The sequence below is a fragment of the Lentzea fradiae genome (assembly GCF_900100955.1).
Classification (GTDB): domain Bacteria; phylum Actinomycetota; class Actinomycetes; order Mycobacteriales; family Pseudonocardiaceae; genus Lentzea; species Lentzea fradiae.
The window spans coordinates 788953-800687 of record NZ_FNCC01000001.1 but is presented as its reverse complement, the minus strand read 5'-3'; the positions used below and the strand labels follow the sequence as shown (position 1 = coordinate 800687).

The 11735-nt window shown below is 71.6% G+C and carries 10 protein-coding genes; 7 read left to right on the top strand and 3 right to left on the bottom strand.

Going from position 1 to position 11735, the window contains the following annotated elements; all coding sequences use genetic code 11:
- Positions 1-60 precede the first annotated feature (60 nt).
- A complete protein-coding gene (locus BLT23_RS03555; RefSeq protein ID WP_245743523.1) occupies positions 61-537 on the top strand; it encodes a MarR family winged helix-turn-helix transcriptional regulator in 477 nt (158 codons plus the stop codon).
- Between the two features lie 54 nt (positions 538-591).
- Here the strand turns inward: BLT23_RS03555 and BLT23_RS39825 are convergent, their stop codons facing one another.
- Positions 592-951, bottom strand: a complete 360-nt coding sequence (locus BLT23_RS39825; protein WP_143035803.1) for a hypothetical protein — start codon at positions 949-951, stop codon at positions 592-594.
- A gap of 151 nt (positions 952-1102) precedes the next feature.
- Between BLT23_RS39825 and BLT23_RS40520 the strand changes: the two genes are divergently transcribed.
- Positions 1103-1252: a hypothetical protein gene (locus BLT23_RS40520; RefSeq protein ID WP_176946569.1), complete on the top strand. Its 150-nt coding sequence runs from the start codon at positions 1103-1105 to the stop codon at positions 1250-1252.
- Positions 1253-1348: 96 nt separating this feature from the next.
- Here the strand turns inward: BLT23_RS40520 and BLT23_RS03545 are convergent, their stop codons facing one another.
- Together BLT23_RS03545 and BLT23_RS03540 are read right to left on the bottom strand one after the other, a co-directional pair.
- Positions 1349-4522, bottom strand: a complete 3174-nt coding sequence (locus BLT23_RS03545; protein WP_090045496.1) for a COG1361 family protein — start codon at positions 4520-4522, stop codon at positions 1349-1351.
- A gap of 16 nt (positions 4523-4538) precedes the next feature.
- On the bottom strand, positions 4539-5189 hold the full coding sequence (locus tag BLT23_RS03540) for a Pvc16 family protein (RefSeq protein WP_176946568.1): 651 nt from the start codon (positions 5187-5189) through the stop codon (positions 4539-4541).
- A 184-nt stretch (positions 5190-5373) separates the two neighbouring features.
- Between BLT23_RS03540 and BLT23_RS03535 the strand changes: the two genes are divergently transcribed.
- From BLT23_RS03535 to BLT23_RS03515, 5 genes are read left to right on the top strand one after another with little or no spacing between them, the layout of a single operon-like run.
- Complete coding sequence (locus BLT23_RS03535) at positions 5374-6909, top strand: phage tail sheath family protein (RefSeq protein WP_090045492.1); 1536 nt, start codon at positions 5374-5376, stop codon at positions 6907-6909.
- 34 nt (positions 6910-6943) lie between these two features.
- Complete coding sequence (locus tag BLT23_RS03530) at positions 6944-7408, top strand: phage tail protein (protein WP_090045489.1); 465 nt, start codon at positions 6944-6946, stop codon at positions 7406-7408.
- Positions 7405-7794, top strand: a complete 390-nt coding sequence (locus tag BLT23_RS03525) for a hypothetical protein (protein ID WP_090045487.1) — start codon at positions 7405-7407, stop codon at positions 7792-7794. Before BLT23_RS03530 ends, BLT23_RS03525 begins: the two co-directional genes overlap by 4 nt.
- Positions 7791-7970 (top strand): DUF6760 family protein, encoded by a 180-nt coding sequence (locus BLT23_RS03520; protein ID WP_143035802.1) that lies wholly within the window; start codon positions 7791-7793, stop codon positions 7968-7970. The genes BLT23_RS03525 and BLT23_RS03520 overlap by 4 nt, the downstream gene beginning before the upstream one ends.
- Positions 7971-7992: 22 nt before the next feature.
- Positions 7993-11724 (top strand): eCIS core domain-containing protein, encoded by a 3732-nt coding sequence (locus tag BLT23_RS03515; protein ID WP_090045485.1) that lies wholly within the window; start codon positions 7993-7995, stop codon positions 11722-11724.
- The last annotated feature ends 11 nt before the right edge of the window (positions 11725-11735 follow it).

Genomic DNA, 11735 nt, shown 5'->3' with positions numbered 1-11735 from the left:
GCACCTGTCCGGGTTGACGGGCCGGTCTGGGATGATGGGCCGGTCTGGGATGATGAGACAGTGGCCGACGAGGACGAACTGGCGGTGGCGAACCGCTCCGGCCAGGTGAGCGCGGACGTCGCCTCCTGGCCGACCGGCAGGCTGTTGTCGGTCGCGGCTCGCGTGGTGGAGAAGCGGTTCGAGGACTTCCTGGCGGGCTGCGGCCTGACCCACGCCGGCATGATCACGCTGCACCACCTCGCCGACGGCCCGCGTTCCCAGCGCGAGCTGGCCGTGCTGTGCCGGGTGACGGACCAGACGATGAGCCGCACCATCGAGCACCTCGAACGCGGCGGGCACGTCGCCCGCAGCCAGGACCGGCACGACCGCAGGCGGACATCGGTGAAGATCACCCCAGCCGGCCGCCGGGCCCTCGCGACGGTGCGCCGCGAGGAACGCGAGTCCGACGTCCTGCTGGGCGCGGTGGAGGACTACGACCACTTCCGTCGCCAGCTGATGGCCCTGATCGTGGCGGTCACCTCGGCACCGGACGACTGACCGGCACCGCGCTGGGGCCGGGCTCTCGCAGCCACCGGGCGCGGGTACGGCACGTCAGCCGGTCCACGCCCGGCCGCGTGAGTCGGTCACGGACACGTCCTGCGGAATCCCGAACGCGACGAGCGACCCGACGACGGCGGGCCGAACACCCGACAGTTCGATGTGGACACCGCCACCGAGGTTGCGGCGCAGCAGTTTGACGAGCATGACCAGCTGCACGACAGGAACGTCCGTGGCGCCGTCCAGGTCGACGACGAGCTTCCCGGGAGTGCGGGAGCCGCCGATCATCGCCGCCCGCACCCTGGCCACGATCACCGACAGGTACTTCCGCAGCTCCCGGACCTCCCGCGGAGCCAGGCGCAGTCGATAAACGCCCTGTGGTGAGGTCTGGACTTCGGCCGGCGACGTGGTCACTGGGATGATGCCTCCTCGGTTGCCGTGGCGGATCGGGCCGTGAGAAAACAGCGGATCCCGCTTCGGCCCATCGGTGAACGAGCGGGACGGCGAGCCCGGGACGTCGCGGCGCTGCTCTGACCTCAGGATGCCCGGGACGACGTCCTGCCGCTTGTCCGTTTCGCACAACGCGGAGCCCGCCGACTGCCGGTTCCCGACAGCGGCCCGGTTCAGCATCGCCGCGCGGCGCGGCAGCGGCCTGGTCGAAAGCCTGGGCTTGTGGCGCACGTGGCGCCCGACTGATCGCCGCAGCCAGGTCTGATTTTGGTCAACACTGAAACTACAGTGACACCATTCCAGACGCGGAGAAGGCCGCCGGCGAAGTTCTCTCCCGCGGCCCTCCCCGTGCCCGTCCTGGTCAGCGCCGCGACTCGGGCCACCACCGGTAGAGCACGGTCCCGGGCTCGTGGCGCCGCCGGGAGGTCACGAGCAGCGCCGCGCCACCGGCCAGCAGCAGGCCCACGCCGAGGGCGATCGGCAGCCAGATCGAGGCACCCGTCGAGGCGAGGCCGTCGCGCGAGGTTCCGGACGACCGCCCGGTGCCGGTGTTGCCCGGCGCGCCGATCGTCCCGTTGCCGACCCCTCCCGGCGGAGGAGCCTCACCCGGATCGGTCCCCGGCGGGGGCGGCGCCGGTGCCTGCCCGGCCTCCAGGGTCACGGTCGCGTCGTCGGCTCCCGTCAGGGGCTCGCCGGAGTCGCCGACCTCGGGCAGCGGAGCGGCCTCGAAGGACGCGGTGTTCGTCAGCTCGTCCCCCGTGTCCCCGTCGGGCAGGGTCACGGTGCAGCGGACGCCGTGCGCCGCTCCGGCCGGCAGACCGGAGCCGGTGAGGCCGAAGTCGCAGTCGGCCGCGTTGTCGTTGCGGACCCGCACCGTCATCGGGACGTCGCCGATGTTGCGCACGACGACCGAGAAGTCCACGCGCGCACCGCGCTTGGCCGTCTCCGGGGTCACGGAGGTGCTGATCGTCAGCGCCGGGTTGATCACGACCACCCGCAGGGGCGTCGTGCCGACCGTCATCGCCCTGCCCGTGGCGTCGGTGGCGCCCGCGAACGCCTGGTTGTCGAAGCTGCGGTCGGGTGTGGCGCGGCAGGACGCCTCGGCGGTGTCCCCGGGGTCGAGCGAGGGGACGACCTCGGGCAGGCAGTCGGCCGGCAGCGTCGGGCTGGCGATGCGCACGTCGGTCACCGGCCCGTCCTCGGCGGTGCCGGTGTGCTCGACGGTGAACGTGATCCCGACCTCCGCGCCGTTGCGCACGACGGGCCGGTCGCTCACCTGGGTCAGCGTGATCAGGGGCTCCAGCACGGTCAGCGGGACCGGTGGCGACTCCCCCGCCACCTCCTCGCCGCTCACGTCCGTGGCCAGCGCCTTCGCCACGACGTCCTGCGACCGCACGGCGTCGGCCACGCACCCGGCCTCGGCCGTCTCGCCCGGCAGGAGCTGCGCGATCGGCTCCGGCGAGCACAGGCCCTCCGCGGTGACGGCGACGTCGGTCAGCGCCTCCTCGTCGCCGGTGCCGGTGTTGGTCACGGAGAAGGTGAGCTCCACCTCCGTCCCGCGGTAGACCACGTCGTCCCGCAAGGAAACCGCCACCGCGACGGCCGGGGCGATCACGGAGACCGTGACGCGGTCCGAGGACACGGTGAGCCGCTGCCCGGACGCCGTCACGGCCGTCATCACGCCGCCGCTCTGGAAGGTGGCCTCGGGAGCGGTGGCGACGCAGGTGAACTCGGCCTCCGACCGTGCGGGCAGCACCGCCGCGGGAGCGGCGCACCCGGCGACGAGGTCGTCCTGGTAGACGACCTCGGTGAGGTCCTCGTCGCTGTTGTTGGCGAGGCGCACCGCGAACTCGACGGTCGCGCCCTGCCGCACCACGAACCGGTCGGGCAGTCGTTCCACCACGTACGCGGACGCGACCACGTCGGTCGTGACCTCGGCGCTCGCGGTGACCTTCCCGGACGTGCCGGTGAGGTAGGAGGCGGTCACCGTCGCCTTCGTGGTGAAGGCCGCCGAGCCGGGCGTGGTCCGCACGCACGTGGCCGCCACCGCCTGACCCGGCGCCAGAGCGGGGAACCGGCCGGGGGTGCACCTGGCCCCGCCGTCGAGGGTGAGCGCCACCTCCGTCAGCGGCAGCGACCCGTCGTTGGTGATCTCGGCGGTGAAGCTCACCAGCGAACCCTCCTTGACCGGCTCGGACGGGCCGGTCAGCGTGATCGACACGGACGGTTCGACGGCGGCGGACATCACGAGGCTGTGCACCACCACGAAGTCGCCGACCGAGTTCATGCCCACCTCGACGTCACCGGAGTCGCCGTCGGACAACGGCGGGGCGAACACCTTGGCGTCCACGCTGAGGTTGTTGACCGGACTCGGCCCCGGCCCGAGCGGGTCCTCCGCCCCGAGGGCGCACGACCGGAAGAAGTCCGCGGTGCCGTCGGAGGAACAGGGTTCGACCACCGCGGCGCCGTCGACCGTCAGGCTCTCGCCGCCCTGTCTCCAGTCGCCGTCGAACGCCGTCACGCCGATCGTGACGTCCGCACCCGCCTTGTTCCGCGTGACGCCCGGCAGCACCACGTCCGTGCCGGTGAGCCCTGGCACCAGGCCCGGCAGCAGGCCGTCGAGGATCGGCGGGACGCCCGGCAGCAGCGGCTCCAGCAACCCCGGCAGCAACGCCCCGCCTCGCGGCAGGTCCTCGCTGTAGATGTCGACGACCCTCGGGCGGGGGTGGGCGGGGGTCGGCCCGTCGTGGCCGAAGACGACCGTTAGCGACCACCCGCCCGCGCAACCGGGACCGGTGGGCACCCACACGTTGCCGACCGTGACGCTGACCGGCGTGCCGCCCGCCACCCCGCCGAAGAAGTCCGTGACGTCGGCCCAGTTCGTGTAGATCTGAGTCGGTTCGGTGAGGCCGTCGGTGGTGCGGAAGTGCGCGGGGTCGAGCGGTACCACCGCCGGCCTGCCCTGCCCGACTGCGAGGCGGACGGCCTGGTCGCGCGGCTCGGCGGCGGCCGGCTGTGGTGGACGCTCTCCTTGCAGGGCGAGGGGTTGCACGCAGTTCACGCCGGAGAAGCCGATGAACCGGCCGGTGTGGCCGCCCCAGTTGAGGCGCGCGTGCCGCACCTTCGCGCCCGCCGGGATGGTCACCGTCGCGCGGCTGGAGTTGAAGGTGTCCGCGACGCCGTCCACGTCCGCGTGGTGCAGGTAGTAGCCGCTGTTGTTGGCGCTGCCGTCCTCGAAGGCACCGCCGGAGCCCGCGTTCCCCGCGGTCGCGGCACGGCACTGCTCCGGGCTGTGGGAGCCCGGTTCCTCGCCCTCGACCGGGCAGCGGAGCACACTGTTGCCCGCGAGGACGAAGTCCCCGTACACGGCCTCCCGGTAGGACGGTTCCAGCCGTTCGGGCGGGGGTGGCGGCAGCAGGCCGGGTCTGGCCACGTTCTCGGTCAACGGCCCCGGCCGCACGGCGTCGCCGCCCGCTGCGAGCAGGGAGAGCACCACGACCAGCGTGATCGCGATCGCGGCCTGAAGTCGGGACACGGCAGGGCCTCCTGGGTCAGTGCTCGGTGATCGTGGTGCGTTCCCAGCGCCTGCGCGAGACAGGCGCGGAGTCCGGGGCGTCCTCGGCGGCCGGGCCCGGTGACAGGTCGTGCACCTCGAGTTCGAGGCTGCGGACCGGCGGTGCGGCCTGGCGCAGCCGCCGCGGCAGGGCCGGCGCGGTCACGGTGAGGACGAGAGCGGTCCGCATCGGCAGCCCGAGCGCACCCCACAGGTCGGCGTTGCCCGCGTTCGGCATCCAGCCGAGCCGCACCGGCAGCGCCGACTCCAGTGGCCGCAACGCACCCTGGAGGTGCTCGCCGGTGAGGCAGTCCTGCTCCGCGTGCGCCGCGATCACCGAACCCAGCAGGTCGAGCTCCTCCGTCGTGTCGGCCGCCCACGCGGTCACCAGGTACGACAGGTGGTAGCTGCGGGTGGGGGCGGACGAGCCGATGACCCTGCCGTTGCCGTCGCGCACCCGCACCGGGGCCGCGGGCAGCCCGTCGAGGTCCTCGGTGACGGCGAACAGGAACAGGTTGAGCAGGCCCGCCCGCCTCGGTCTGCGCTGGATGCCGTTCAGCAGCGCGGGAGGGTCGGAGCCGATCTCCGTTCCCGGCACCAGTTCGGCCGCGAGCCACTTGTGGATCGATGACGTCAGATCTGCCAGCACACGCGCCAGTGTCGGACGGGCACCCGGCGCGCGGGAGACGGCGGAAGACACCGGCGTGACCAGTTCTCGTTGCCCTCGAAGGCAATGCGCGATAGCCGTCGCGCTGCGCACGGACACCGTCTCGCGGACGCCTCGCGGTGACACCCTTCCCCGGAGTGGTTTCTCGGTCGAACGGGGAGAGTCGATGCCCAACTACCTGGCCCCAGGCGTCTACGTCGAAGAGGTGTCGTCGGGTTCGAAGCCCATCGAGGGCGTCGGAACCGCCGTGGCAGGCTTCGTCGGGTTCGCCGAGAAGGGCCCCTTGTCGGAACCGGTCCTGATCGCCAACTGGACCCACTACACGCGGGTGTTCGGCGGCTTCGTGGAGGGCGCGTACCTCCCGCACTCCGTCTACGGCTACTTCCTCAACGGGGGTGGCGCCGCCTACGTCATCCGGATCGCGAAGCCGGAACCGGACGGTCAGGCGGTCAAGGGAACGGCGGAGCGGATCGGCGTGCCGTCCGCCGCCGGCGACGACAAGCCCGCGTTCACCGTGCAGGCCCTCGACGCGGCCCAGGCGGGCGAGTACTCGGTGTCCATCGCCGAACCGGGCGAGCCGGGCGAGGACACCTTCCGGCTGGACGTGCTGCGCGCGGGCAAGGTGGTCGAGTCGTTCGACAACGTCACCGCCAAGCGCGGACCCCAGAACGTCGCCACGGTGGTGTCGAAGCAGTCCAAGCTCGTGAGCCTGGAGCAGCACAAGTCCGGCGCGCTCGCGTTGCCGCGCAAGGACTCCGTCGTCGCGCTCGGCGGCGCCGCGCCGGAACCCGTCGTGCTCAACGCGGCGACGTACGTCGGCGACCCGGTGGAGCGGACCGGCATCGGCGGCTTCGAGGCCATCGACGAGATCACGATGGTCCTGGTGCCCGACCTGATGTCCGCCCACCAGCAGGGCCTGATCGACGCCGACGGCGTGCGCGCCGTCCAGCAGGCGATGATCGCCCACTGCGAGCTGATGTCGGACCGCGTCGCGATCCTCGACCCGCCGCCGGGCCTCAACTCGCAGCAGATCCGGCACTGGCGCTCCGAGACCGCCGGGTACGACACCAAGTTCGGCACCCTGTACTGGCCGTGGATCACCACCCTCGACCCGAACACCGGCACGCCGGTCGCGGTGCCGCCGAGCGGGCACGTCGCGGGGATCTGGGGCCGCAACGACGAGACCAGGGGCGTGCACAAGGCGCCGGCCAACGAGGTCGTGCGCGGCGTCGTCTCCCTCCAGACCGCGATCAGCCGCGTCGAGCAGGAGCTGCTCAACCCGGTGGGGATCAACTGCATCAGGGCGTTCCCCGGCCAGGGCATCCGCCTCTGGGGAGCGAGGACCCTCTCGTCCGACCCCGAGTGGCGCTACATCAACGTCCGCAGGCTGTTCAACTTCATCGAGGAGTCGATCCTCAACGGCACGAACTGGGTGGTCTTCGAACCCAACGACGAGTACCTGTGGTCCTCGGTCCGCAGGGTCGTCGGCGCCTTCCTGCAACGGATCTGGCGCAACGGCGCGCTGATGGGCCGCACCGCCGCGGAAGCCTATTACGTCAAGTGCGACGAGGAGAACAACCCTCCCGAGTCCCGCGACGCCGGAAACCTGATCATCGAGATCGGCGTGGCACCGGTGAAACCCGCGGAGTTCGTCGTGTTCCGCATCGCGCAGATGCCGCACGGCCCCGCCCTCGACGAGTGACCACCCCACCTGACGCCCGTTTGGAGACCGTGCCATGAGCTTCCCCCGCGTTTCGACCGCCAGCACCAACACCAGCACGCTCGTCAGCGCCGCGCGCTTCGTCATCACCGCAGACCGGATGAGCGAGATCTCGTTCTCGGAGCTGTCCGGCATCACCTCGGAGGTCGAGGTGAGCGAGTACATGTCGAGCAACCGGCTCGGCGTCTCGCTGTCCAAGCAGTTCGGCCGCACCAAGCCCGCCACCGTCGTGCTCAAGCGCGGCGTCGACCAGGACATGGCGCTGTGGACGTGGCACCAGGAGGTCCTGGCGGGCCAGCCCACCGCGCGCAGGAGCTGCTCGCTGCTGCTGCTCGACATGGCGGGCGTGATCAAGCAGACCTACGACCTGCTCAACGCGTGGCCGTCCAAACTGGAGATCGCCGGCATGAAGGCGGGCGGCAGCGAGGCCGCCATCGCGACGGTCACGCTCACCTGCGAGCAGATCGACATCAAGCAATGACCGCCGCGGCCGTGCAACCGGGACTGCGCACCGAGTTCCCGTTCACGCTGCCGCGAGGCTACGTGGACGAGGACGGCCGCCTCCACCGGGAGGGCGCGCTCCGCCTCGCGACCGCGAAGGACGAGCTCACCGCGCAGGCGGAGCCGCTGGTGCGGCAGAACCCGTCCTACCTGACGATCTACCTGATCATGCGCACCCTGACGCGCCTCGGCACCCTGCCCGCGGTGGACAGGTTCGTCGTCGAGCACATGTTCGCCTCCGACCTCACCTTCCTGCAGGACCTCTACCGCCGGGTCAACCAGCTCGGCCACACGGAGGGCGAGGTGGCGTGTCCCGAGTGCGGCCACCAGTTCCTCGTGGACGTGGCCGGTGAGGTCGGCCCGTGAAGCCGATCACCGTCGAGGACCGGGACCGGCTGTGGGAGGAGATCGTCTACATCGCCTACTACCTGCACTGGTCCTTCGAGTCGATCCTCGAGCTCGACCACCGGACCAGGGCGAGGGTGATCCACGAGATCGGCGCGATCAACACCCGCGTCGACCAGCCGCCCCAGGAGTACTGACCGCACCGGAGAGGAGGATCGGATGTTCCGCTGGCCGTGGAAGAAACGTGCTGAGTCCACTGTGGACTTGGTCGTTCCCGGCGAGGTCGCCGAGCCGGCGGGCTTCGCCCCCGCCGAACGTCCCCGGCACCGCCCGTCCTGGCGGGACGTCCCCCGCATGTCCGGGGTCATCGGCGACGCACCCGTGACGCTGTCGGCCGAACCGCTGGGGGTGCTGGACCGGCTCTCGCCCCGGCGTGCGTCGGAACTGCTCTTCGGGCGGGGCGGACAGGCCGGGCGGGTGGCGGGGATCGTCACGGCGATTCCCGGGAGCGGTCCTCGGGTTTCCCGTGGGCGGGGGCGGCTCCGGTTCCGGCGGCTGGGCCGCGGGATGCGGGCGGGCGAAGGGCCTGGGCTGTGGGAGGACGCGGGCGAGGGCTACTGGGACGCGGACGACCTCGTCGATGACCAGGGTGTTGGTGAGTGGAGTGTCGACGGCCAGGGTGTCGATGACCAGAGTGTCGATGGCTGGGATGCCGATGACTGGGGTGTCGACGGCGAGAGTGTCGATGACCGGGGTGTCCACGGACGGGATGCTCACGGCTTTGCCGCTGACGAGCCGGTCGCAGGCAGGCCGGTTGTGGACGGACGAGCTGCGGACAGGTCGGTTGTGGACGAGTCGGTTGCGGACAGCTCGGTTGCGGACAGCTCGGTTGCGGACGGCGTGGCTGCGGGCGCTTCGGCTGCGGACGGCGCGGCCAAGGTCGGCTCGGCCAAGACCGGCTCGGCCAAGACCGGCTCGGCCAAGGTCAGCTCGGCCAACGCCCGCTCGACAGAGGTCGGCTCGGCGGAGGGCCTGGCTGAGGCTGGCTCGGCGGAGGTCCGCCCGGCCGAGGTCGGCTGGGGCGGCCCGGCCGGTGACTCGGGGTGGGTTCCGACGGGCGAGCTCGTCCCCGGCCGGGAGGCTCCGGGCGGTGTGGACGCCGAGAGGGTGCCGGTGGCCAAGCGGGGTGCCGGTGCCGCGCACCCGGTGACCTCCCAGGGCCTGGCGGAAGCCGTCTCGGCCGGTGGAGCCGTGAGGGCTCGGGACAGGGCGGCGGTTCCCGTGGTCGGTGCGGCGGACGCGGCTGGTGCCGTGGCGGCCGGTTCGGGAAAGGGCGGCATGGTCCATCCGAAGAAGGTGAGTTGGACCGGTCCTGTCGGCGAGGTCGACGGGGAGCGCGCTGTCGTGGCGGAGGTCGCGTCCGTGGAGGAACCCGCGGATGCCGTGGCCGGCACGGGCGCCTCGAAAGCGGTGCGCATCAGGGATGTGGTGACCACGGCGGTGGACGAACTGTCCTCGGCAAGCTCCGTCCAGGCCGGTGTCAGCACCGCGGGCCGCCCGAGTGCGCCGCCGGTGTCCTCCCCCGGCCCCGCAGTCGTCCCCGAACCCGCAGTCGTCCCCGAACCCTTCGCGACCAGCGGCACTCACGCGGCCGACGCGGAACGGCCCGGGCACGCGCCTCTCGTGCCGCGCCGTCCGCGTTCGCTCGCCACCAGGCAGGGGACGTTGCGAGCAGGTTCGCTGACCGAGTCGCCGCCGGACGCACTGGAGGCAGGCGTCGTCCCGGCGACTCCGTGGACGCCCTCCGAGTTCATGCACCGCGCGTACCAGAAGAAGGACCGCGTGCTGGACAACCTCTACCGCGAGACCAACGGCGAGTCGCGCCCGGCACCGGTCGTCCGCACAGTCGCGACCGACGACCGCGCGCCCCTGACCCACCCCGAACGATCCGCGGTCCAGGACCGTGGCACGCCGGTCCCCCAGGACACCAGCCCCGGTCCGGCCGCCGCACCTGTTCCGGAGAGGGCCGCCACCCACTCGGCACAGCCGAACCACCCAGTGCCATCCAGCCCGACACCGCCCAGCCCGACGCCCGCCAGCCCGGCAACGCCTGGCCCGACACAACCCAGCTCGGCACAGCCGAACCTGACATCAACCAACCCGGCACCACCCACTCTGGCGTCTGCCGCCCCGGCACCACCCTCCCTCGTGTCTGCCAGCCCCGCACCACTCACCTCGGCACCTCCTCTTCCGGAACAGGCCCGCCCAGCGCCAAGCACCTCGGCGCCAACCACCCCGGCACGACCGACTCCGGCGTCAACCACCCCCGTATCACTCACCCCGGCACCACCTCTTCCGGAACAGGCCCACCCGGCACAGGCTCGCCCAGCGCCAACCAACCCGGCACCACCCACCCCGGCGTCAGCCACCCTCGCACCGACACCACCTCTCCCGGCACAGGCCCATCCGACGCCTGCTCCGACCGGTCCGCTGGTCGGCAAGACGCCGGGCTACGGCGCGGACACGCGGAGCACGCCCGGCGACGCCATGCCATCCGTGCCGCAGGACGTCACGCGTCCGGTGCGCCGTGCGACGCTGGCCGAGGCGCGGCGTCGAGGGCTGGGTGGTCGCACCCCTTTTCCCAGCGCGGTTCCGGAGGCCGCGACACCACGGACTGATCCCGAAGCCCCGGTGGTGCCGCTGGTGCACGCCGAGGCCGAACCCGGCGTGGCTCCGGTTCCCGCCGCGACCACCATCCCGGCGTTGCCACTCGCCGAAGACGGCAAGGCCGGTGATCCCGAGCCACCCGCGGACACGCGAGACGTCACCCTCGGACTTGCGGATCGCATGACCCCCGCAATTCCTTCCCCCGAAGAGGAAACCCAGCCCAAACCGACGCGGTCAGCTCCGCTACCTCACCGCACCACGTCGAAAGAGCCGCAGATCCCCCAGTCTCAGAAGCCGACGCACACCCGTGCCACCCCAAAGACGCCGCCCACACAAGCAATCCACACACCAGCCACAGCACAGTTCGCTCCACTCCGCGGCACAACGCCGTCCCCGCTCTCCAACGACCGCACCGGCCCCGAGACCGAGGCAGTGCCGAGGTCGGTCTCGGGACCGGTGGCGCTCGCGCTGGGAGTGGAGGTGGACGACATCCCGGTGCTGCGCGGCGAGGAAACCTCCCGGACGGCGAGGGTGCTGGGTGTGCGGGGCTTCACCGAAGGTGGCGTCGTGCACGTGCCGCACGAACTGGGGGCGTTGGACAGCACGGAGGCGGCACCGTTGGTAGCGCACGAGCTCACCCACGCACTCCAGCAGCGCCGTTTCGGTGCCGCACTGCCGGATCGGCTGTCGGCACAAGGACAAGAGCTCGAAGAGGACGCCATACGGGTCGAGGACTGGGTTGCCGGCGGGGCGACCGGGCCGCCTCCAGCTCTGCTGCACCCCGTCACCTCCCCGCCGCCAGAACGGCCGCAGCCCACGGCCCGGTCCGGGGTGTTCGGTGCCGGGGAGTCGATGCCTGTGCTGGACGCGCGCGAGATGCTCAGGGTCTCGTGGCAGGAAGTCGGCGGCGAAATGCTCACCGCACAGGACTTCCAGGACGACAGGTCGAACTTCCAGTCGCTTCGCGCTGTGTACGAACAGATGTTGACGGACGCGCAGTACGACGTCCACGAGGACGCGGAAGAAGACGATGAAGATCCGCCAGAGCAAGGTTCCGGGAACACGAAGAAGAAGCCGGAACCGTCCGAAGCGGACGCGGAGGAACTGGCCGAGCGGCTCGCGGAGATCTTCGCGGAGGAGCCGCCGCGGCGGTGGTTCGACCTCGACGACGCCGACGAGTTCGAGGAGCTGTCGGCCCGGATCTACAGCCACCTGTCGGCCCGGCTGCGGTTCGACATGCTCGTCGAACGCGAACGGTCCGGCCGACTGATGGACTTCAGCTGAAAGTGAGGTGT

Excerpts from the sequence above, each read along its gene's own strand:
- BLT23_RS03535 (WP_090045492.1), top strand. The coding sequence starts at position 5,374 with ATGCCCAACTACCTGGCCCCAGGCGTCTACGTCGAAGAGGTGTCGTCG.
- BLT23_RS03530 (WP_090045489.1), top strand. The coding sequence starts at position 6,944 with ATGAGCTTCCCCCGCGTTTCGACCGCCAGCACCAACACCAGCACGCTC.
- BLT23_RS03525 (WP_090045487.1), top strand. The coding sequence starts at position 7,405 with ATGACCGCCGCGGCCGTGCAACCGGGACTGCGCACCGAGTTCCCGTTC.
- BLT23_RS03515 (WP_090045485.1), top strand. The coding sequence starts at position 7,993 with ATGTTCCGCTGGCCGTGGAAGAAACGTGCTGAGTCCACTGTGGACTTG.